The sequence below is a fragment of the Citricoccus sp. SGAir0253 genome (assembly GCF_005877055.1).
Classification (GTDB): domain Bacteria; phylum Actinomycetota; class Actinomycetes; order Actinomycetales; family Micrococcaceae; genus Citricoccus.
Genome location: NZ_CP039424.1, coordinates 2,515,846 through 2,536,595, shown reverse-complemented (window position 1 = coordinate 2,536,595; position 20,750 = coordinate 2,515,846). Strand labels below are relative to the sequence as shown.

Annotated in this window: 17 protein-coding genes; 9 read left to right on the top strand and 8 right to left on the bottom strand. The window is 76.5% G+C overall.

The window, feature by feature from the left end; translation table 11 throughout:
• Positions 1–76 precede the first annotated feature (76 nt).
• Positions 77–1,237, top strand: coding sequence for a glycosyltransferase (locus E7744_RS11105; RefSeq protein WP_137774172.1), 1,161 nt, complete (start codon positions 77–79; stop codon positions 1,235–1,237).
• 34 nt (positions 1,238–1,271) lie between these two features.
• Here the strand turns inward: E7744_RS11105 and E7744_RS11100 are convergent, their stop codons facing one another.
• The 4 genes from E7744_RS11100 to E7744_RS11085 all read right to left on the bottom strand — a co-directional run bounded on the left by E7744_RS11100 (position 1,272) and on the right by E7744_RS11085 (position 6,099).
• A complete protein-coding gene (locus E7744_RS11100) occupies positions 1,272–2,093 on the bottom strand; it encodes a phosphatase PAP2 family protein (protein ID WP_137774171.1) in 822 nt (273 codons plus the stop codon).
• 68 nt (positions 2,094–2,161) lie between these two features.
• Positions 2,162–2,419: a DUF6480 family protein gene (locus tag E7744_RS11095; RefSeq protein ID WP_137774170.1), complete on the bottom strand. Its 258-nt coding sequence runs from the start codon at positions 2,417–2,419 to the stop codon at positions 2,162–2,164.
• Positions 2,420–2,515: 96 nt separating this feature from the next.
• Entirely contained in the window at positions 2,516–4,345 is a 1,830-nt protein-coding gene (locus tag E7744_RS11090; RefSeq protein WP_137774169.1) for a long-chain fatty acid--CoA ligase, read from the bottom strand.
• 74 nt (positions 4,346–4,419) lie between these two features.
• On the bottom strand, positions 4,420–6,099 hold the full coding sequence (locus tag E7744_RS11085) for a dolichyl-phosphate-mannose--protein mannosyltransferase (protein ID WP_246858416.1): 1,680 nt from the start codon (positions 6,097–6,099) through the stop codon (positions 4,420–4,422).
• Between the two features lie 65 nt (positions 6,100–6,164).
• Here E7744_RS11085 and rsmI point away from each other — a divergent pair, with 65 nt between their 5' ends.
• A complete protein-coding gene (gene rsmI / locus E7744_RS11080; RefSeq protein ID WP_137774168.1) occupies positions 6,165–7,049 on the top strand; it encodes a 16S rRNA (cytidine(1402)-2'-O)-methyltransferase in 885 nt (294 codons plus the stop codon).
• Between the two features lie 172 nt (positions 7,050–7,221).
• Complete coding sequence (locus E7744_RS11075) at positions 7,222–8,706, top strand: NAD-dependent succinate-semialdehyde dehydrogenase (RefSeq protein WP_137774167.1); 1,485 nt, start codon at positions 7,222–7,224, stop codon at positions 8,704–8,706.
• A gap of 49 nt (positions 8,707–8,755) precedes the next feature.
• On the opposite strand, the gene E7744_RS11070 is transcribed toward E7744_RS11075, so the two are convergent.
• From E7744_RS11070 to E7744_RS11060, 3 genes are read right to left on the bottom strand one after another with little or no spacing between them, the layout of a single operon-like run.
• The gene (locus E7744_RS11070) at positions 8,756–11,278 is read right to left on the bottom strand and encodes a transglutaminase-like domain-containing protein (RefSeq protein ID WP_137774166.1); all 2,523 of its coding nucleotides are present in this window, start codon (positions 11,276–11,278) and stop codon (positions 8,756–8,758) included.
• Positions 11,275–12,432, bottom strand: a complete 1,158-nt coding sequence (locus E7744_RS16510; RefSeq protein ID WP_137774165.1) for a DUF58 domain-containing protein — start codon at positions 12,430–12,432, stop codon at positions 11,275–11,277. The genes E7744_RS11070 and E7744_RS16510 overlap by 4 nt, the downstream gene beginning before the upstream one ends.
• Positions 12,433–12,445: 13 nt before the next feature.
• Positions 12,446–13,432 carry an AAA family ATPase gene (locus E7744_RS11060; protein ID WP_371415339.1) on the bottom strand — a complete coding sequence of 329 codons (987 nt, stop codon included), beginning with the start codon at positions 13,430–13,432 and terminating at the stop codon, positions 12,446–12,448.
• Positions 13,433–13,689: 257 nt separating this feature from the next.
• On the opposite strand from E7744_RS11060, the gene E7744_RS11055 reads away from it, so the two are divergent.
• Both E7744_RS11055 and pth read left to right on the top strand, forming a co-directional pair.
• The gene (locus E7744_RS11055; RefSeq protein ID WP_137774164.1) at positions 13,690–14,304 is read left to right on the top strand and encodes a 50S ribosomal protein L25/general stress protein Ctc; all 615 of its coding nucleotides are present in this window, start codon (positions 13,690–13,692) and stop codon (positions 14,302–14,304) included.
• Positions 14,305–14,312: 8 nt separating this feature from the next.
• On the top strand, positions 14,313–14,930 hold the full coding sequence (gene pth, locus E7744_RS11050) for an aminoacyl-tRNA hydrolase (protein WP_246858414.1): 618 nt from the start codon (positions 14,313–14,315) through the stop codon (positions 14,928–14,930).
• Positions 14,931–14,984: 54 nt separating this feature from the next.
• On the opposite strand, the gene E7744_RS11045 is transcribed toward pth, so the two are convergent.
• A complete protein-coding gene (locus E7744_RS11045; protein ID WP_137774163.1) occupies positions 14,985–15,599 on the bottom strand; it encodes a low molecular weight phosphatase family protein in 615 nt (204 codons plus the stop codon).
• A gap of 108 nt (positions 15,600–15,707) precedes the next feature.
• On the opposite strand from E7744_RS11045, the gene E7744_RS11040 reads away from it, so the two are divergent.
• The 4 genes from E7744_RS11040 to E7744_RS11025 all read left to right on the top strand — a co-directional run bounded on the left by E7744_RS11040 (position 15,708) and on the right by E7744_RS11025 (position 20,736).
• Positions 15,708–16,739, top strand: coding sequence for a TatD family hydrolase (locus E7744_RS11040; RefSeq protein ID WP_246858413.1), 1,032 nt, complete (start codon positions 15,708–15,710; stop codon positions 16,737–16,739).
• A gap of 79 nt (positions 16,740–16,818) precedes the next feature.
• On the top strand, positions 16,819–17,751 hold the full coding sequence (gene rsmA / locus E7744_RS11035; RefSeq protein ID WP_137774162.1) for a 16S rRNA (adenine(1518)-N(6)/adenine(1519)-N(6))-dimethyltransferase RsmA: 933 nt from the start codon (positions 16,819–16,821) through the stop codon (positions 17,749–17,751).
• A complete protein-coding gene (locus tag E7744_RS11030) occupies positions 17,748–18,722 on the top strand; it encodes a 4-(cytidine 5'-diphospho)-2-C-methyl-D-erythritol kinase (protein WP_137774161.1) in 975 nt (324 codons plus the stop codon). Before rsmA ends, E7744_RS11030 begins: the two co-directional genes overlap by 4 nt.
• Positions 18,723–18,822: 100 nt before the next feature.
• Entirely contained in the window at positions 18,823–20,736 is a 1,914-nt protein-coding gene (locus E7744_RS11025) for an ABC-F family ATP-binding cassette domain-containing protein (protein WP_137774160.1), read from the top strand.
• Positions 20,737–20,750: the final 14 nt, after the last annotated feature.

Genomic DNA, 20,750 nt, shown 5'->3' with positions numbered 1-20,750 from the left:
CCTCGAGGGCAGGACCGGGAGGACATGGCCCGTTGACCGCGTCCGCTTCCTCACCGGCGCCCGCTTCGCGGACGACGTGCGTGCCACCGGCGCCGAGTTCGTCCCCCTGCCGCCGGCCGCCGACTACGACGACCGGCTGGACCTCGTGGCGCAGAACCCGGACTCCGCGACGATGAAGGGCCTCAAGCTCGCCATCAGCCAGACGGACCGCTACATCGTCAGGCCCGGACGCGAGCAGTACCGCACGGTGATGGCGTGCCACGCGCAGGAGCCCGTCGACGTCCTGCTGGCGGAGACCGCGTTCCTCGGCGCCGCCTTCCTGCTGGGCCACACCCGAGGGACGCGACCGCCGATCGTGGCGTGCGGGGTCATCCCGCTGCTGCTGGCCAGCCGGGACACGGCCCCGATCGGGCTGGGGCTGCCCCCGTTGCGGGGACCGGTCGGCCGGTGGCGCAACCGGGCGCTGTCCGCGGTGATGGACCGGACCCTGTTCGCGCCGGTCAACGCGTCGGCGGACGGGATCAACCGCGGACTCCACGGTCGGCCGCTGGGCTTCCCCGTGTTGGACTGGCCTCGCCACGCGGAGGCGCTGGCCCAGTTCACGGTGGCCGCGTTCGAGTACCCACGATCCGACGCCCCGGAGAACCTGCACTTCATCGGCCCTGTGCTGTCCCCCTCCAGGGCGCCGCTGCCGCCGTGGTGGGACGAGCTGGACGGCAGCCGTCCCGTCGTCCACGTCACGCAGGGCACGTTCGCGAACAAGGACCTGCGGCAGGTCATCGTCCCGGCGTTGCAGGGGCTCGCCGGCGACGACGTCCTGGTGGTCGTCTCCACGGGGGGCCGGTCCCTGGACACGCTGCCGCCGCTGCCCGCGAACGCCCGCGCCGCGGAGATGCTGCCCTACGACGAGCTCCTGCCGCGGACCGACGTCTACGTCACGAACGGCGGCTACGGCGGGGTCCACTACGCCCTGTGCCATGGGGTGCCGGTGGTGACCACGGGAGGGCTGGAGGACAAGCCCGAGGTCGGGGCGCGCGTGGCGTGGGCGGGCGTCGGCCGCAGGCTGCGGTCCGAGACCCCGAGCCCGGAGCGGCTGGCGCACGCCGTGCGGGCCGTCCTCGAGGACCCGTCCTACCGGCGCGCCGCCGAGGGGATGGCGGAGGCGATGGCGCGGTCCGGCGGCCTGGGCGAGCTCGGCCGGATCGTGGATGCCCTGGTGCCCGACGGCGGCCGCTAGCCCTCCGGGGCGGCGGCATCCCCGTCCCCCCGCCTCAGGCGCGGCCGGCGCCGCCCGGGACCGGGCCGTCGTCGGGCGCGGCCCCGCCGGGCCGCTCGGCGCGGCGGGTGGTGAGGTAGAGCCGGTGCGCGGTGACCACCACGGCGAGCCAGCCGGCCCCCAGGAGCCAGGCCGCGAGGACGTCCGTGAGCCAGTGGTGCCCGAGGAACACGCGGCTGAGCCCCATGGTGAGGGCGAACGCGGCCGCCAGGGCGATCGTGAGGACCCGCACTGCGCGCGAGTGCTGGCGCAGCAACAGCAGGTACGCCACGGTCCCGGCGATCACGAGCGCGTTGAGGGAGTGTCCCGAGGGGAAGGACGGCGAGTACTCGTAGGGCGGCACGGCGTCCGCCAGGGGCGGCCGGGTGCGGCCGATGAGGTCCTTGCCGGCCACCGTCATCAGCAGCGAGCCCGTGCCGGCGGCGGCCACGAGGATGACCGGGGTCCAGGACCGTCGCCGCAGGGCCAGGGCCAGCATGACCGTCACGGCGACCACGGGCATGCCGACCACCCCGCCCACGTTCGTGTAGGCGGTCACGGCCGTGTCCAGGGCGGTCGAGCGCCACCCGACCATGGCCCGCAGCACGGGGCGGTCCAGGCTCGCCACGCCGTCGGCCTGGGTGACCGCCTCGTAGACCTCCGAGGCCAGCCACGTCATGAGCGCGGCGACGGCGGCGCCGATCGCCAGGACCAGGATGAGCGCCTGGTGGGGCCCCAGTGCGCTGCCCACGCGGTGGGCCGACTCGGCCAGCCGGTTCCCGAGGCGCGTGTCCCAGCGCGTCAGGTCCCGGCCGCCGACGTACCGGTCCTCGGCCAGTTCCCCCGCGGGACCGCCGGGGGTGGGCCCCGGCTCGCCGGCCCCGTGGCCGGCCGTGTCCTCCCGGATCAGAACATCCCGGCGATGCGGCCGATGATCGCCAGGACGACGAACACCACGACGAGGGCGAGGACCAGCACCAGCCAGGTCTTGCCCTTGGCCCCCTCGCCGCGCCGCTCGACGTCCATCTCGGGGTTCGTGGGGCCCACGCCGAGCCCCTCGGCGGGCGGGGTGTCGCCCTCGATGCTGTAGCCGCTGTGCTCCCGGGTGGCCTCGGCGGCCTCCTCGGGATCCTGCCGTGCCCTCTGGGGATCGATGTCTGCCACGGTGACCTGCTTCCTGGTCGGTCGTCCGGACGATCGGTGGATCGGCCGGTCCTGCGGGTGATCACTCGGTCCCGGCCAGCGTAGCAAGCGGGGTCCTCACGCGGAGGGCGCGTACAGCTCCTCCACCGCCGCAGCGTAGTCCGCCATGACGACCTTGCGCTGCAGCTTCAGGGAGGGGGTCAGGTGCCCGGACTCCTCGGAGAGCTCCGCGTCGAGGATGACGAATTTCCGCACGGACTCGGCGCGCGAGACGTGCTCGTTGGCCGTGTCCACCACTCGCTGCACCTCGGCCCGCACGTCCGGGTCCGTGCTGGCCGCGGCCAGGTCCGGCACCGGCCGGCCCTGCGCGCGCGCCCACTGCGCCAGGCCCTCGCGGTCCAGGGTGACGAGGGCGCCCACGAACGGCCGGCCGTCCCCGACCACCACGACCTGGGCGACGATCCCGGAGGAGCGGATGGCCTCCTCCAGCGGCGTGGGGTAGACGTTCTTGCCGCCCGCGGTGACGATGATCTCCTTCTTGCGGCCGGTGACGTAGAGGAAGCCGTCCGCGTCGAGGCGGCCGATGTCCCCGGTGCGGAAGAAGCCCTCGTCGTCGAACGCGGCGGCGGTCTCCTCGGGCAGCCCGTGGTAGCCGTCGAACACGATCGGGCCCCGGACGAGGATCTCCTGGTCGGCCGCGATCCGCACCGTGGTCCCCGGCACGGGCAGCCCCACGGAGCCCACGCGGGTGAGGCCGGGGATGTTCAGGGTGGCCGGCGCCGTCGTCTCCGTCAGCCCGTAGCCCTCCTGCATGCCCAGGCCCGCGCCCCGGAAGAAGTGGGCGAGCTCCGGGTTCAGCGCGCTGGCCCCCGAGACGGTGTACCGCGCCGAGCCGCCCAGGATGGCCCGGATCCGCGGGTAGACGAGCCGGTCGAACAGCGCGTGGCGGGCGCGGAGGGCCGGCCCGGGACCGGTGCCCTCGCCGCGCTCCCGGGCGTCCAGTGCCTCCGAGTACGCGATCGCCGTGGCCCGGGCGGCGCCGAAGAGCCTGCCGGTGCCGGCCTCGCGCGCCGCGGCCGCGGCGCCGGCGTCGAGCTTCTCGAACACGCGGGGCACCGCCAGCAGCCACGTGGGGTGGAAGGAGGCCAGGTCCGCGGTGAGCGTCTTGAGGTCCGCCGCATGGGCCACCTGGATGCGGCCCAGCAGGCAGATGTACTGCACGGCGTGGGCCAGCACGTGGGCCAGGGGCAGGAACATCAGGGTGCGCTGCTCGCCGTGGCCCACGATGTCCTGCGCGAACGGCAGGATGTTGACCGCCCCCACGGCGAAGTTCCCGTGCGTGATCCGGGTGCCCTTCGGCTTGCCGGTGGTCCCGGAGGTGTAGACGAGGGACGCGACGTCGGCCAGGGTGGCGGTCGAGCGGGCGGCCTCCAGCGCCGCGTCGGAGACGCCCCGCCCGTCCTCGGCGAGGGCGGCCAGCCCCGCGGCGTCCAGCGGCCGCACGTCCACCTCGAGGCCGCCCTGCCCGGCCGCGCGCTCGACGGCGGTGGAGTGCCGCTCGGCGGCGGTGAAGACGAGGCGGGCGCCCGAGTCCTCCAGGATGTGCCGGACCTGCAGGGGCGAGGACGTCTCGTACACCGGCACGGACGTGGCCCCGGCGAACCAGATCGCCTGGTCGATCACCGCCCACTCGTAGCTCGTGGGCGCCATGATCGCCACCATGGAGCGCGGTCGCACCCCCCGGGCGATGAGGCCCTTGGCCGCGGCGCGCACCTGCTCCAGGAACGCCGCGTAGGACACGTCGATCCAGCCGCCGGCGCCGTTGCGCACGGCGTAGGCGGGGGCGTGGGGGTGGGCGGCGGCCACGGCGAGGACGTGGTCCGTCGCGTTCGTCTCGGCGGGGAGCTCGGCGACCTGGTCCGTGCCGGATTCCTGGGGGTTGTCCATGTCGCTGCCTTCCACGGTGCCGGGCGCGGCGGCCCGGCGTGAGGGACGGGGGTGTCTCCTGCGATGCTATCGGCTCAGATCCAGCTGCTCATCCACATCCGCTGGCGCCAGTGGTCGTAGGGGATCGTCTCACCCGTCCACACGGGCAGGAAGAACGCGCTGGCCAGCAGGGCCACGAGGACGAACGCGAGGACCAGGGCCGTGTTCCGGCGGCGCAGCGCGGGGCCGCCGGCGCGCAGCAGCACGCCCAGGCACAGCGTGACGGCCAGGACGAGGAAGGGCGTGTACGCCACCGTGTAGAAGAAGAACATGGTGCGCTCGGGCCACAGGAACCACACGAGCTGGCCGGCCGCGTACGCGCCCAGGATCGCCCCGGCGCGCCAGTCCCGGCGGCCGGCCCAGAGCAGCACGAGGGCCAGCACGGCCAGCAGCCCGGCCCACCAGATCACCGGATTGGCCAGGTCGATGATCGCCGCGGAGCAGGACCGCACCGCGCAGCCGGCCTCGCCGGCCTCGTGGCCCTCGTAGTAGAAGGACGTGGGCCGGCCCATGAACGGCCACGTCCACGGGTTCGAGGCGTAGGCGTGGCCGGAGGCCAGGCCGCCGTGGAACCGGGTGGACTGCACGTGGTAGTCCACCAGGGACCGCAGCGCCCCCGGGACCAGGTGCTCCCACCAGGCCTGCGGCGGATGGGCCAGGTGCCACTGCCGGTTGTAGCCGCCGGAGGTGACGAGCCAGCCGGTCCAGGTGGCGAGGTAGGCGGCGGCGCCGACCCCCACCACGGCGACCAGGGCGGGCAGCCCGTCCCGCACGGCCCCGGCCCCCAGCCAGTGCCGGATCCCGGCCACGCGGCGGGCGTTGGCGTCCCACAGGACGCTCATCAGCCCGAAGGCCGCCATGAACGCCAGGCCGGACAGCTTCACCCCGCACGCCGCGCCCAGCAGCACGCCCGCCAGGATCCGCCACGGGCGCCAGCCCAGCCACGGCCCGTGGCGCAGGGCCCACGACGGCGGCACCCCGCCGTGGCGGTCCGCCACGGCCGCCAGCCGCCGGGCCAGCAGCGCCCGGCCGTGGTCCCGGTCCAGCAGCAGCGCCCCGAAGGCGGCGAGCACGAGGAAGGACAGGAAGATGTCCAGCAGGCCGGTCCGGGACATCACCAGGTGGTGTCCCTCCACCGCCAGCAGCAGCCCGGCGATCCCGCCGAGGAACACCGAGCGGAACATCCGCTGGGCCACCAGGGCGGTCAGCAGCACGGACAGCGTGCCGGCCACGGCCGCCGAGAACCGCCACCCCAGCCCGTGGTCCGTGCCGAACGCGAGCATCCCCAGGGCGATGAGCCACTTGCCCAGTGGCGGGTGCACCACGTATTCGGGGGAGTCCCGCGGCCGCGGGTCGCCGGCGGCGAACTGCGCGTCGTGGTCCTCCGGCCAGTCCAGCTCGTACCCGGCCCGGAGCAGGGTGTAGGCGTCCTTGACGTAGTACGTCTCGTCGAAGATCAGCTGGTCCGGGTGGTCGAGGCGGGCCAGGCGCAGCACCGCCGCCACCACCGTGACGGCCAGCGGCACGATCCAGCCCCAGTGTCCGGGGCGGAAGCGCTCGCCGAGCAGCCGCAGCCGCAGCGCGGCCTCCGTGTAGGCGTGGGCGGGGGCGTCCAGCCAACCCCGCGGGCCGGGCCCGGGGGCCGCCGTCACCGGCCGGGACACCGGCGGGAGGGCGGGTGCGGCCGGCGGGCCGAGGGGCGGGGACGGGAGCACCCTGCCATCGTACGTGCCGGGACCGCGCGGGCCGGGCCGGACCGGGGCACGCCTAGCATGGAGGCATGGCCGCTCCGCAGACCCCCGGGACCCCCGCTCCGTCCGACGCCACCGTCGGCGGCCGGATCGTGCTGGCGGCCACGCCCATCGGCAACCTCTCGGACGCCTCGCAGCACCTGCGGGACCTGCTGGCCACGGCGGACGTGGTGGCGGCCGAGGACACCCGGCGCGCCCACCACCTGGCCCAGGGCCTCGGGGTGCGGATCGCGGGCCGGGTCGTCAGCCACCACGAGCACAACGAGCGCGAGTCCACCGAGGAGCTGCTCGCGGCCGCCCGGGGCGGGGCCGTGGTCGCGGTGGTCACGGACGCCGGCATGCCGCTGGTCTCCGACCCCGGCTACCGGCTCGTCTCCACCGCCGCCCGCGAGGACGTCCCGGTGACCTGCGCCCCCGGCCCCAGCGCGGTGACCACCGCCCTGGCCCTGTCCGGGCTGCCCACGGACCGGTTCGCCTTCGAGGGCTTCCTCCCGCGCAAGGAGGGGGAGCGCGCCCGGCTGCTGGCCGAGCTGTCCCGGGACGGGCGCACCCTCGTCTTCTTCGAGTCCCCCCACCGGCTCGCCGCCACCCTGTCCTCCCTGCGGGAGGCCTTCGGGGCCGACCGGCCGGCGTGCGTGGCCCGGGAGCTGACCAAGCTGCACGAGGAGGTCGTCCGGGACAGCCTGGACGGCCTGGTCGAGTGGGCGGGCTCGAAGGAGATCAAGGGGGAGATCGTGATCGTCACGGCCGGGGCCACCGCGGCCCCGGACACGGACACCGCGGGCCAGGTGGCCGACGTCGAGGTCCTCGTGGCCTCCGGGACCCGCCTGAAGGAGGCGGTGGCCGCCGTCGCCGCCGCCCGGGGCGTGGCCAAGCGCGAGCTCTACGAGGCGGTCCTGGCCTCGCGGCAGTAGCCCTTCGCGCCGGCCGGCACGCCCCGCCTCCGGGGCCGCACAGTGCACCGGTGTCGCAATGTGACCTGTGCAGGGTGGCCCCACGGGCGGCAGTAGTCTGGGGTGAACGGTCCCCGACGACGGCGAGACGCCGCCGGCCGACCGAGCCGACCGACCGGAAATGAGGTTCCCCATGACTGTCACCGCCGAACGCGAGCAGGAACTGCTGCAGTCCGTCCCCACCGGCCTGCTGATCAACGGAGAGTGGCGGGACGCCGCCTCCGGCAAGACCCTGGACGTCCACGACCCGGCCACCGGCAAGGTGCTGCTGTCCATCCAGGACGCCAACTCCGATGACGCGCTCGCCGCCCTCGACGCCGCCGCCGGGGCGCAGGCCGAGTGGGCCCTCACCGCCCCGCGCGAGCGCGCCGAGATCCTGCGCCGCGCCTTCGACATGGTCACGGCCCGCGCCGAGGACTTCGCCCTGCTGATGACCCTCGAGATGGGCAAGCCCCTGGCCGAGGCCCGCGGCGAGGTGGCCTACGGCGCCGAGTTCCTGCGCTGGTTCTCCGAGGAGACGGTGCGCCACTACGGCCGCTACTTCACCTCGCCCGAGGGCAAGAACAAGATGATCGTCACCCACAAGCCGGTGGGCCCGTCCCTGCTGATCACCCCGTGGAACTTCCCGCTGGCGATGGCCACCCGCAAGGTCGCCCCGGCCGTGGCCGCCGGCTGCACCATGGTGCTCAAGCCCGCCAAGCTGACCCCGCTGACCTCCCTGCTGTTCGCGCAGGTCATGCAGGAGGCCGGCCTGCCCGCCGGCGTGCTCAACGTCGTGGCCGGCTCCTCCGCCTCGGCCATCTCCGGCCCGCTCATGAAGGACTCGCGCCTGCGCAAGGTCTCCTTCACCGGCTCCACCCCGGTGGGCGTGCGCCTGATGCAGGACGCGGCCCAGAACGTGCTGCGCACCTCCATGGAGCTCGGCGGCAACGCCCCGTTCCTGGTGTTCGCGGACGCCGACCTGGACGCCGCCGTCGAGGGCGCCATGGCCGCCAAGATGCGCAACATGGGCGAGGCCTGCACCGCCGCGAACCGCTTCATCGTGCACGAGGACGTGGCCGAGGAGTTCAAGGCCAAGTTCGCCGCCGCCCTGGCCGCGCTGAACCCGGTGCGAGGCACCGAGCCGGACTCCACCGTGGGCCCGATCATCGACGAGGGCGCCCGCCAGGACATCCACCAGCTCGTCGAGGACTCCGTCGCCGCCGGCGGCGAGGTCGTCACCGGCGGCAAGCCGAAGGAGGGCGAAGGCTACTTCTACCTCCCCACCCTGCTGTCCGTGGGCAGCGACAACCCGATCCTGTCCCAGGAGATCTTCGGCCCCGTGGCCCCCGTGACCACGTTCGCCACGGAGGAGGAGGCCATCCAGCTGGCCAACGCCTCCCAGTACGGGCTGGCCTCCTACATCTACACCCGGGACGTCAACACGATGTTCCGGGTCTCCGAGCAGATCGAGTTCGGGCTCGTCGGCTTCAACGCCGGCGTCATCTCCAACGCCTCCGCCCCCTTCGGCGGCGTGAAGCAGTCGGGCCTGGGCCGCGAGGGCGGCGCCGAGGGCATCGAGGAGTACACCACGGTGCAGTACATCGGCCTGGCCGACCCGTACGCGGCGAAGAAGTAGCACCGCACCCACGCCGGCACCCCACGCCGGCACCCGGTGCCACGACCCGTCACCGACGGGGCGCATCCGACCGCGATGCCCCCGACCGGTGGCGGGTCGTCGCGCTTCCGGGATCCCCGGGGGCCGGCTCCCCGGGCCCCGCGGACGCCACGCGTCCGGGCGCCCGGGCCGTCGCGGGCGCCCGCGACGCGCGGGGCAGCAGGGACGCCGGCAGCCACCGGGCCCGACGCCGGACGGCCGGCTCCGCGGCCGCCTCGAGGCCCGCGACCAGGGTCGCCACCCGCTCGGTGGTGCGCCCGGCGTCCGCGGGCGGGGGAGCGTCCGGCGGGGCGTAGCGGGCCCACACGACCGCGTCCACGATGCGGTCGGCGGTGGCGCCGGGATCCGGGTCCCCGCCGCCGTCCCCGCGGCCCGGAACGGCACGGTGCGGTTCCCCGCCGCCGGCGGCCCGCGCGAGCCGGCGTCCGAGGGCCGGTTCGGACTCGGCCGGGGCGCGGCCGCGGCGCAGGTCGACCGCCGTGTCCTCCAGCTCGCGCCAGGCACTCCCGACGGCGGCCCGCAGCGCCTCCGCGTGCCGGCCCGGACCCGGCCCCCGGACCCGCGGCCGGGCGCCCAGCCGGAGGCGCCGCCGTCGGGTCCTGAGTGCGCGGGGCAGCGCCGCCACGCCGGCCAGCGCGGCCAGCAGCACCGCCCCCGCGGCGAGCCGGCCGGTGGCCCCGGCCGCGTTCCCGTCCCCGGCCGCGGGGCCCTGTTCCGCGGTGCCGTCCGGGGGCTCGGGGGAGGCGGTGGGGGCGTCCCCGGCGGCCGCGGGCGGATCGCCGATGACGGGGTCCTCGACCGGCCCGCGCGGGCCGGCGGCGAGCTGCCCGTACGGCGGGGTCCGCCCCACCCCGGGGGTGGGCTCGAAGGGCACCCAGCCGACGCCGCCGAGGTAGAGCTCGGGCCACGAGTGCGCGCGGTCCGAGGTCACGCGGTGCTCCCCGCCCCGGGCCGCCACGGGGGCGTAGCCGACCACCACCCGGGCCGGGATGCCGACGGCGTGCGCCATCATGGCCATCGCCGAGGCGTAGTGGATGCAGTACCCCGCGCCGGTCCGCAGGAACTGCTCGGTCATCTCGAGGCCGGAGCCGTCGTAGCCCTCCTCCGCCGGGGCGGTCTCGGAGTAGCTGAAGCGCCGCGAGGTCAGGTAGGACTGGATGGCGGCGGCCTGCTCCACCGGCCCGGTCCGCCCCGCGGTGACCCGCCGGGCGAGGTCCTGGAGGGCGGAGCCGGCCAGCTCGGGTGCGGGCCCCCACCGCCCGGCGACCTCCGGCGGCGCCCCCGGGGCGGCGCGGGCGGCCAGGTCCGCCAGCCCCAGGCGCACGGGCACGACGGCGGCCCGGTACGCCAGGCCCACGGGCTCGGCCGCGGGCCGGTAGGCGGAGGCCGTGGCCGGGTCCAGGGTCCACCCCCGCTGGCCCAGGGGCCCGTCCACCATCCAGGACTGGTCCGGCAGCGGCGCCCAGTGCCCCGACCAGCCCTCCAGGACGAGGCGCACCTCCGACCGGGGCGGGCCGGACCCGGACCGCAACCGCCCGGCGCCGCCGGCCAGCCGGACCCCGGCCGGCTCGAGCTCCGGGACGGTCCGGCCGGGGGCGCCGGGGCCCGGCGGCGAGGCCTCCCACGGGGCGTCGTAGACGTCGTCGACGACGGCGGTGCGCAGGTACACGCCCCGGCCGTCCTCGGTCTCGTAGCGGATGCCCGCGTAGCCGGTGCCGCTGCGCAGCTCCCGGCCGAGGTCCGCCGCCGGGTCCACCGGCCCCGAGCCCGGACCCAGCACCACGCGCCGGCCCTCCGGGGCCAGGCCGGAGGAGAGCAGGGGGAGCTGGGTGGCGGCGATCACCAGGGCGGCCACGGCGGCGGTCCCGGCCACGGCCGCGCCGGCCGGCCACGTCCCGGACGCGGCCCCGGGCCGGTGCGCCCGGTCCAGCACGCGGTCCAGGACCTCCTCGCGGCCCACCGCCAGCAGTCCCAGCCAGGCCGCGGCGGCCAGGGCCAGCGCGGGCCACGGCGCCACGCCCGTGGTCAGGACCCCCGCGCCGCCGACGAACGCCAGCGCCGGCAGGCCCGCGAGGGCGGGGGAGCGCAGTCCCACCGCGACGGCGTCCGTGACGAGGGCGGTGACCGCCAGCAGGGCCCCCACGCCGGCCACCACGGGGGGCGAGGGGTCCACGGGCGCGGTCTCGGTCCAGATCACCTGACGCAGCCGGTCGGCGGACTCGGCGATCGCCGCCGCGGTGGCCGGCTGCGGCGCCAGGCCGACCAACAGCGTCTCCGGCCACCACTGCAGGCACCAGGCGACCGCGGCCACGGCCAGCCCCGCCAGCAGCGGCTGGACCGTCCGGCCACCGAGCCAGCGGGTGAGCGCGGCGGCGGCGAGGCCGCACGCCGCCGGCACCGCCGCCGGGACCAGCCACGCGGCCACGGGGGCGTCGAGCGCCCCGGCCAGGGCCGCCCCGGCGGACAGGACCAGGACCCCCGCCAGCGCCGCCAGCAGTCCCGAGGCCGCCGCGCGGGAGGACCGGGCCGTCATGACGGGACCTCGGCCATGAACCAGCCGGCCCGCTCCAGCGCCCGGGCGGGCCCGCCGTCCCCGGATCCCGCGCTCCCCGGGCCGGCTAGCCCGGCGTCCGGCACGCCGACCAGCACGGCGGCGCGGCGCAGCGACCGGGGCAGGGAGGCCAGGACCGGCAGGTCCCGGGTGACGGCAGCGCCCAGCACGGCGACGACGGCCGCGGTCCCGGCCGGCAGCGAGGCCGGCCAGGAGGCCTCCCGCAGGGCCGGGGTGAGCACGGCCGCGGCGAGGTCCTCCTCCAGCGGCGCCCCGTCCTGGTCCAGCACGAGGACCCGGTGCCCGGCGGAGCGCAGCCGGTCAGCGGCCGCCGCGGCTGCGGACACGGCGCGCTCGAAGTCCCCGGAGGTGCTCCACCGCCGCCCGGCGCCGCCCTCCACGGTCCGGCGGCCGGCGGGGAAGGACACGGCCCGGCAGTCCAGGACGACCGCGGTCCACGGGTCCGGCGCCCACTCCTCCTGGCGCACCATGACCCGCCCGGTGCGGGCGGTGGCGCCCCAGTGGATGCGGGTGAGCGGGTCGCCGTCCCGGTGCTCCCGCACCAGCAGGTCGTCCGGGGCGGCGTGCCGGCCGAGCAGGTCCGCCGCGTGCCGCCCGCCCAGCCCGGCGCGCAACAGCCCGTCCAGGACCGCGTCGTCGGGGGGTGCCGGCAGCACGCGCACCCGGCCGGTCCCGGCGACCGTGACGCGCGCCGACCACAGGCCGAAGGGTCCCATGAGCCCCGCCGTGGCGGGGCCGAGGTCGTAGACCCCGCGGCGGGCCGCCGGCCAGTCGTGGCTGCCGGAGGGCACCGGCACCGGGTCGCGGCCCGGGAGCGCGTCGTGCAGCCCGGGCGCCGTGCCGGAGAGGGACACGCGCACGGTGCCCCCGGCCGGCACGGCCTCCGGCACGAGGGTGCGCCCCAGCCGCCGCCGGCCCACCCGGCCGGCGTGGACCGCCAGGACCCCGAGGGACGCGGCGGCGAGCACCGCGAGGAACAGGCCGAGGGCCAGGGCCTCCCTGCGGCCGAGGACCGGCCCGGCGAGCACGAGCACGGCGGCGGCGGTGCCCACGGCCAGGCCCCGGGCCGTGGGGCGCAGCGGTCCGCGGACCCGGGTCCCGGTGCCGCCGCCCATCCCCGCCCCGCCCTCAGTCGCCGGCCGGGACGGGCGTGGAGCGCAGGAGCCGGTCGACGACCGCCTCGGCCCGGGCCGCCTCGTCGGCGGTGCGGCGGCGCAGCAGCAGCCGGTGCGGCAGCACCACGCGGGCCACGTCCGCCACGTCCTGGGGGGTGGCGAACGACCGGCCGGACAGGGCGGCCTCCGCCTTGGCCGCCCGGGTGAGCTGCAGCAGCGAGCGGGGGCTAGCCCCCACGAGCACCTCGGGGTCCTCGCGGCTGGCCCGGCCCAGCGCCACGACGTACCGGGCCACCGGCTCGGAGACGTGCACGCGGGCGACGGCACCGATCATCCGCAGCACCTCCTCCGTGGTGGTGACGGGGGCCAGCCGGTTCACGGGGGCGGCCGCGGGCAACGGGTGGTGGTGGGCGCGCAGCATCCGCAGCTCGGCGTCCTCGTCCGGGTAGCCCATGGTGATCCGGGCCATGAACCGGTCCCGCTGGGCCTCCGGCAGCGGATAGGTGCCCTCCGACTCCACGGGGTTCTGCGTGGCCACCACCATGAACGGGGCGTCCAGGGGGTGCGTGGTGCCGTCCACGGTGACCTGGTGTTCCTCCATGCACTCGAGCAGGGCGGACTGGGTCTTGGCCGAGGCACGGTTGACCTCGTCGCCGATCACCACGTTGGCGAACACGGCCCCGGGGCGGAACTCGAAGCCACGCCGCTCCGGGTCGAACACCGCCACCCCGGTGACGTCCGAGGGCAGCAGGTCCGGGGTGAACTGGATGCGGCTGACGGTCCCGCCCACCGTCCGGGCCAGGGCCTTGGCCAGCAGCGTCTTGCCCACGCCCGGCACGTCCTCGACCAGCAGGTGCCCGCCCGCCAGCAGGACGAGCACGGCGGTGCGCACCGCGCCGGGGCGGCCGTCCAGCACGGAGTCCATGGCACTCAGCATGGCGCCCGCGGTGGCCGTCAGCCGGTCCCCGCCGGCCTCCCAGTCCTGGTGCGGGTCCTCCACGGGTCCTCCTGGGGGATCAGGGATGCGGATGCCACGGCGGAGCCGGTGGGGACCAGCCTACTGGTAGGATGGTCGGCGTTGCCCAGGCGAGGGAGCGTCCCGCTCCGTGATCGACGAGGCCGCCGCACCCCCGGACCGTGGCCGGGGCGGATCCCCGAGCGGGTCCGCCGTGACCGCCCGGCCGGACGCGGCGATGTCCTGCCTGGAAGGCCCGCCCCACCACCGGTGGCGGCGGTGAGGAAGTACAGGAGGAAACCATGAGCGATACCAAGATCCAGGTCACCCTGCGCGAGGACTTCGGCAAGGGCGCCTCGCGCCAGGCCCGCCGGTCCGGCCAGATCCCCGCGGTCGTCTACGGCCACGGCGGCGATCCGGTGCACATCCTGATGCCGGCCCAGGAGACCACGCTGGCCGTGCGCAACCCCAACGCCCTGCTGACCCTGGTCCACGACGGCCAGGAGCACCTGGTGCTGCCGAAGGACATCCAGCGCAACGCCCTGAAGCAGACCGTGGACCACCTCGACCTGCTGGTCGTCCAGCGCGGCGAGAAGGTCGTCGTGGACGTGCCGGTGCACGTGGAGGGCGAGATCGCCGCGGGCGCCGTGTTCAACCTCGAGGAGGTCACCGTTCCGGTGCTGGCCGAGGCCACCCACCTGCCCGAGAACGTCACGATCGAGGTCGAGGGCCGCGAGGCCGGCCAGCACGTGCACGCCTCCGACGTGAAGCTGCCCGCCGGCGTCACCCTGGAGCTGGCCGAGGACCACGTCATCGCCACCGTCTCCGAGCCGATCGTGCAGGACCTGGGCGAGACCGCGGAGGCCACCGAGGCCACCGAGGGCGCCGAGGCCCCCGCCGAGCCGACCGAGGCCTGAGCCTCCCCGTGGACGTGAAGGGTGCGCCCTCGGCGGGGAACCCCTCGACGTGGCTCGTGGTCGGGCTCGGCAACCCCGGGCCCGACTACGCGCGCACCCGGCACAACGTGGGCCAGATGGTCGTGGACGAGCTGGCCGGGCGCTACGGCACCGGGCTCACGGCCCACAAGGCCGGGGCCGCCGTCGGGACCGCGCACGTGGCCCCCGGCGGGCCGAAACTCATCCTGGCCAAGCCGGCCAGCTACATGAACGTGTCAGGGCGCCCCGTGGGCGCCCTGGCGCGCTTCTACTCCATCCCGCCCGAGCGCGTGGTGGTGGTCCACGACGAGCTGGACATCCCCTTCGACACCCTGCGCCTGAAGACCGGCGGGGGCGAGGGCGGCCACAACGGGCTGAAGTCGATCTCCCAGGTGCTCGGCACCAAGGACTACCCGCGCGTGCGGGTGGGCATCGGCCGGCCCCCGGGGCGCCAGCCCGCCGCCGACTTCGTGCTCCGGCCGTTCACGGCCACCGAGCGCGAGCTGCTGCCGCTGCACCTGGACCGCGCGGCGGACGCCGTCGTCGAGCTGGTGGAGGCGGGCCTGGAGAAGGCCCAGCAGCGCTTCCACCCGGCCCCCGGCCGCTGACCGGCCCGGTCCGGACGGCGGCGCTCCCGGCGGCGGCCCGGTCCCGACGGCGGCTCAGCCGCGGCGGGCGAGCCCGGCGAGCAGGTCGGTGATGGCGTCCACCGCGGGCTCCAGCGCCGCGGCCATGGCCGTGTACGCGGCGTCCTCCCGGCCGTAGGGGTCCGGCAGGTCGATCGTGTCCAGCGCGGCGCGCACCGCCGGGCGGTGCCGCGCGACGTGGCGGGCCAGCGAGCGCACGTCCTCGGCGAGCGTGGTCGCCCCCGGTTCCGGGGCGGACCAGGCCGGGAGGGTGCCCGTGGCCAGCGCGCGGGCGGCCGCGCCGAACTCGAGCATGGTGAAGGACCGGTTCAGCGCCCCCGGCGTCTCCCGCAGGATCGCCGCGGAGTGCTCGGCGGTGGCCCCGAGCAGCAGGTCCGCCCGCGCCACGGTGCGCCCGGACAGCTGCGTGGGGGAGTGCTCCGCCAGTGTCGCCAGGGCGCCGGCGCGCTCGAGCGCGTGGACCTGCGGCGGGACGGTCAGCCGCGGGTTGACCTGCGTCCCGGCGGAGGCGACGCGGTACCGGCCCGGCGCGGCCTCCTCCAGCTGGCGGGCCAGCAGGTGCTGCCCGTAGGCGGAACGGCAGATGTTGCCCGTGCAGACGAACAGCACGGTGGCCAGCGGTTCACTCATCCGTCCATCGTAGCCAGCCGGGCGCGCGGTCCCGGGCGCACTCCCCGAGGGCACGGCGCCCAGGGCCCGCCCCGATGCAGGCCCCGGCGTGGCCCTAGCATGGGGACCATGCCCACCGCCGATCCCGCCGATCCCGCCGTGCCTGTCGATCCAGCCCAGACCGCCGGGCCCGCCCGCGCCGCCGCGGCCGAGCCCGCCACCCCGGCCGCCTACCGGCCCGCCGAGGACGCCAGTGCCGCGGCCACCGGGGGAGCGGTCGCCGGGGAGCGGCGCCGGGATCCCGCGGAGGAGAAGTCCCGGCGGCGGCGCCGGCTGGAGTACCCGCCGGCCCCCGACCCGCTGGCGGTGCCCGTGGTGGACAACCACACGCACCTGGACTTCCGCGACGGGCTCGTGCGCGTGGACGTGCACCAGGCCATGGACGCCGCCGCGGCGGTGGGGGTGGCCGGCGCCGTGCAGGTCGGCTGCGACGTGGAGTCCGCGCGGTTCACCCTCGCGGCCATCGAGGCCGAGCCCCGCCTCCTCGGGGCCGTGGCCATCCACCCCAACGACGCCGCCCGGCTGGCCGAGCGCGGCCACCTCGAGGCGGCCCTGGAGCAGATCGAGGAGATGGCCGCCCACCCGCGCGTGCGCGCCGTCGGGGAGACCGGGCTGGACTACTACCGGACCGGCCCGGAGGGCGTGGGGGCCCAGCAGGAGGCCTTCCGCTGGCACCTGGACCTCGCCCACCGCCTCGGCAAGGCCGTCCAGATCCACGACCGCGACGCCCACGAGGACGTGGTGCGGATCCTGCTGGACACCCCGCGGCGGCCGGGGACCGTGGTGTTCCACTGCTTCTCCGGGGACGTGGAGCTGGCCCGGACGTGCAACGAGCACGGCTGGTACATGTCCTTCGCCGGCCCCGTGACCTTCGGCGCCAACGACGGCCTGCGGGCCGCGCTCGCCGAGGCGCGGGAGGACCTGGTGCTGGTGGAGACGGACGCGCCCTTCCTCACGCCCCACCCCCACCGTGGACGGCCCAACGCGCCCTACCTCGTGCCGCTGACGGTGCGCGGGATGGCGCGGGTGCGGGGCGTGGCGGAGGAGGCGCTGTGCACCGCCGTGGCGGAGAACACCCGGCGCGTGTACGGGGAGTTCTGACGGTCCGTCCCCAGCACCGTCCCCAGCGCCGTCCCCAGCACCGGGCGGTGCCGCCCCCGCACGGCCGCGCCACCGTAGGATGGAGCGCGTGACCGCACCCGACGCCCCCCTGCTCTCCGCCGCCGACATCCGCCGGCTGGCCACGGAACTGGACCTGCGGCCCACCAAGACCCTGGGGCAGAACTTCGTCATCGACCCCAACACCATCCGGCGCATCACCGCCGCCGCGGGCACCGCACCGGACGAGCACGTCCTGGAGGTGGGCCCGGGACTGGGCTCGCTCACGCTCGGGCTGCTGGACGCCGCCGGCGCCGTCACCGCCGTGGAGATCGACCCCGTGCCGGCCGGCCGGCTGGCCCGCACGGCCGCCGAGTTCCGTCCGGGCGCCGAGCGCCGGCTGGGCGTGCTGCTGGCGGACGGGATGCGCGTCACCGCCGCCGAGGTGGACTCCGTCCGCCCGGCCGCCGCCGCGGGGCCGCCCACCGCCCTCGTGGCCAACCTGCCGTACAACGTCGCGGTGCCCGTGCTGCTGCACCTGCTCGCCGAGCTGCCCTCCCTGCGCCACGGGCTCGTCATGGTCCAGGAGGAGGTCGCCGACCGGCTCGCCGCCGCCCCCGGATCGAAGGTCTACGGGGTGCCCTCGGCCAAGGCCGCGTGGTACGCGGAGGTGCGCAAGGCCGGCACGATCGGCAAGAACGTCTTCTGGCCGGCCCCCAAGATCCAGTCCGGGCTCGTCTCCCTCACCCGGCGGACCCCTCCGGAGACCCCGGCCACGCGCCGGCAGGTGTTCGCGGTGGTGGACGCGGCCTTCGCCCAGCGGCGCAAGACCCTGCGCGCGGCCCTGGCCGGCTGGGCCGGCTCCCCGGCCGCCGCGGAGGCCGCGCTGCTGGCCGCCGGCGTGGACCCGCGCGCCCGCGGAGAGGTCCTCGGCATCGAGCAGTTCGCGCGCATCGCCGCCGCCCGCCCCGCGGGCACCGGTCCGGTCCCCGCCGCCGGGGAGGCCGGCGCATGAGCCCGTCCGACGCCACCGCCGGGAGCACCCGGCTCTTCAGCCACGTCACGGCCCAGGCCCCGGGCAAGGTCAACCTGGCCCTGGCCGTCGGCGGCCCCCGGGAGGACGGCTACCACCCCGTGGCGAGCGTCTACCTCTCCGTGTCCATGCTCGAGGAGGTCACCGCCACGCCCCGCGGCGACGGGGAGGTCTCCGTGTCCCTGTCCGACCACTCGAGCGTCTTCGTGGACCCCGAGGCCATCCCGCAGGATGCCTCCAACCTCGCCGCCCGGGCCGCCCTGCTGCTGCGCGAGCAGCTCGGCCTGGACCCCGCCACCCACGGCGTGCACCTGGAGATCACCAAGCAGGTCCCCGTGGCCGGCGGCATGGGCGGGGGCTCGGCGGACGCCGCGGCCGCGCTCGTGGCGTGCGCCGCGCTGTGGGACGCCGGCCTGTCCCGGCAGGACCTGGCCGACCTCGGCGCGGACCTGGGCGCGGACGTGCCCTTCGCGGTGACCGGTGGTGCCGCCGTCGGGCTCGGGGTGGGGGACGAGCTCACCCCGCTGCTCGCGCGCCACCCGGTCCACCTGGTCCTCGTGCCCGCCACCACGGGACTGTCCACCCCGCAGGTCTACGCGCTGCTGGACGAGCTGCGCGCGGACGGCACGCTGCCGGCCCCCGAGGACGAGCCCGCGGTGGACCCGGAACTCGTCCAGGCCCTCACCGCGGGCGACCCGGAGCGGCTGGCGCTGCTGCTGCACAACGACCTGCAGGTCCCGGCGGCGGCCATGGTCCCGGAGCTGTCGGACATGCTGGACGTCGGCCTGGAGGAGGGGGCCCTGGCCGGCCAGGTCTCCGGCTCAGGGCCCACCGTCATGTTCCTGGCCCGCAGCGCCGAGGAGTCCTACCAGCTCGCCGCGCGGATCGAGGACCGCACCGGGGTCGCCGCCGTCGCGGTGCACGGCCCCGTCCACGGCGCCCGGGTGCTGTAGGCCGGCGCCCCGGACCACCGGACCACCGGACCACCCGGACCACCGGACCACCCGGACCGCACCACCCGAACCCCACCGACCCCGAGGATCCCCCCGCTCCATGGCACACCTGCTCGGCGCCGAGAACATCGGCATCTCCTTCGGCACCCGCACCGTCCTGGACTCCGTGTCCCTGGGCGTGGACGAGGGCGACCGCATCGGCCTCGTCGGCCGCAACGGCGACGGCAAGTCCACGCTCATGCGCATCCTCGCCGGACAGCAGGACCCCGACGCCGGCCGGGTCACCCGCCGCGGCGGCGTCACCCTCGGCGTGCTGGACCAGCGCGACGACCTGGACCCGGAGCACACGGTGGGCCACGCCGTGGTGGGCGACGTCCCGGACCACGTGTGGGCCTCGGACCCGAAGGTGCGCGACGTGGTGTCCGGGCTGCTGTCCGGCATCGACTGGGACCGGCAGGTCGGCACCCTCTCCGGCGGCCAGCGCCGCCGCACCGCCCTGGCCCGGCTGCTGGCCGGGGACGACGACCTGGTCTTCCTGGACGAGCCCACCAACCACCTCGACGTGGAGGGCGTGGCGTGGCTCGCGCGGCACCTCAAGGACCGCTGGCGGGCCTCCGACGGCGGGCTGCTCGTGGTCACGCACGACCGCTGGTTCCTGGACGAGGTGTGCACCCGCACGTGGGAGGTGCACGACGCCACGGTCGAGCCCTTCGACGGCGGCTACGCGGCGTGGATGCTCGCCCGGGCCGAGCGCGACCGCGCGGCGGCCGTGATGGAGGGCAAGCGCCAGCAGCTGGTCAAGAAGGAACTGGCCTGGCTGCGCCGCGGCGCCCCGGCGCGGACCTCGAAGCCGAAGTTCCGCATCGAGGCGGCCAACGCCGTCATCGCGGACGTCCCGGAGCCGAGGGACTCGGTGTCCCTGGCCAAGATGGCCACCGCCCGGCTGGGCAAGGACGTGCTGGACCTGGAGTCCGTCACCTACTCCGTGCCGGTGCCCGGCGGGACGGACGGCGGCGACGGCGGGCGCCGCGTGCTGTTCGACGACGTGACCCTGCGCCTGGCCCCGGGGGAGCGGGTCGGCATCGTGGGTGTCAACGGGGCCGGCAAGTCCACGCTGATGCGCCTGCTCGACGGGCAGGTGCAGCCCGACTCCGGGCGCGTGCGCCGGGGCAAGACCGTGCAGACCGCCATCCTCACCCAGGACGTGACCGAGCTCGACGAGGTGGCCCACCTGCGCGTCGCCGAGGTCATCGCCCGCGAGGGCAACACGTTCCAGGTCGGCGGGAAGGACGTCTCGGGTGGCCAGCTGCTCGAGCAGCTGGGCTTCGGCGCCTCCCGGCAGTGGACGCCGGTGGCGGAGCTCTCCGGCGGGGAGCGCCGGCGGCTGCAGCTGCTGCGGCTCATGGTCGGCTCGCCGAACGTGCTCATGCTGGACGAGCCCACCAACGACCTCGACACGGACACCCTGGCCGCCGTGGAGGACATGCTCGACGGCTGGCCCGGCACGCTCGTGGTCGTCAGCCACGACCGCTACCTGCTCGAGCGCGTCACCGACCACCAGCTCGCCCTGCTCGGCGACGGCCGGGTCCGGGACCTGCCCGGGGGCGTGGAGCAGTACCTGGAGCTGCGCCGTGCCCAGGAGCAGGCGGGCGGCGGCGCGACCGGTCCGGCGGGGTCGCCCGCGGCCGGCCGGTCGGCGCCCGCGGCCGGCCGGTCGGCGCCCGCGGCCGGGACGGGGTCCGCCCCCGGGTCCGCCGCGGGGCCCGACGCCGGCCCGGCCGGGCCCAGCGAGGCGGAGAAGCGGGCGGCCCGCAAGGAGGCCGCCCGCCTCGAGCGCCAGCTCGCGCGGCTGGCCGAGGAGGAGGCCGCCCTGCACGAGAGGATGGCCCGGCTCTCGACCGCGGGGGACTACGAGGAGCTCGCGGGCGCCAACGCCGCGCTGCAGGAACTGCTGGAGCGCAGGGAGGAGACGGAGCTGGCCTGGCTCGAGGCCGGCGAGGTCGCCGAGGGATGAGCCTGTGGCAGAAT

What these genes read in the sequence shown, in the direction of transcription:
- E7744_RS11030 (WP_137774161.1), top strand. Translation starts at nt 17,748, where the DNA reads ATGAGCCCGTCCGACGCCACCGCCGGGAGCACCCGGCTCTTCAGCCAC.
- rsmI (WP_137774168.1), top strand. Translation starts at nt 6,165, where the DNA reads ATGGCCGCTCCGCAGACCCCCGGGACCCCCGCTCCGTCCGACGCCACC.
- E7744_RS11055 (WP_137774164.1), top strand. Translation starts at nt 13,690, where the DNA reads ATGAGCGATACCAAGATCCAGGTCACCCTGCGCGAGGACTTCGGCAAG.
- E7744_RS11090 (WP_137774169.1), bottom strand. Translation starts at nt 4,345, where the DNA reads ATGGACAACCCCCAGGAATCCGGCACGGACCAGGTCGCCGAGCTCCCC.
- E7744_RS11025 (WP_137774160.1), top strand. Translation starts at nt 18,823, where the DNA reads ATGGCACACCTGCTCGGCGCCGAGAACATCGGCATCTCCTTCGGCACC.
- E7744_RS11070 (WP_137774166.1), bottom strand. Translation starts at nt 11,278, where the DNA reads ATGACGGCCCGGTCCTCCCGCGCGGCGGCCTCGGGACTGCTGGCGGCG.
- E7744_RS11075 (WP_137774167.1), top strand. Translation starts at nt 7,222, where the DNA reads ATGACTGTCACCGCCGAACGCGAGCAGGAACTGCTGCAGTCCGTCCCC.
- rsmA (WP_137774162.1), top strand. Translation starts at nt 16,819, where the DNA reads ATGGAGCGCGTGACCGCACCCGACGCCCCCCTGCTCTCCGCCGCCGAC.
- E7744_RS11045 (WP_137774163.1), bottom strand. Translation starts at nt 15,599, where the DNA reads ATGAGTGAACCGCTGGCCACCGTGCTGTTCGTCTGCACGGGCAACATC.
- E7744_RS11040 (WP_246858413.1), top strand. Translation starts at nt 15,708, where the DNA reads ATGCCCACCGCCGATCCCGCCGATCCCGCCGTGCCTGTCGATCCAGCC.
- E7744_RS16510 (WP_137774165.1), bottom strand. Translation starts at nt 12,432, where the DNA reads ATGGGCGGCGGCACCGGGACCCGGGTCCGCGGACCGCTGCGCCCCACG.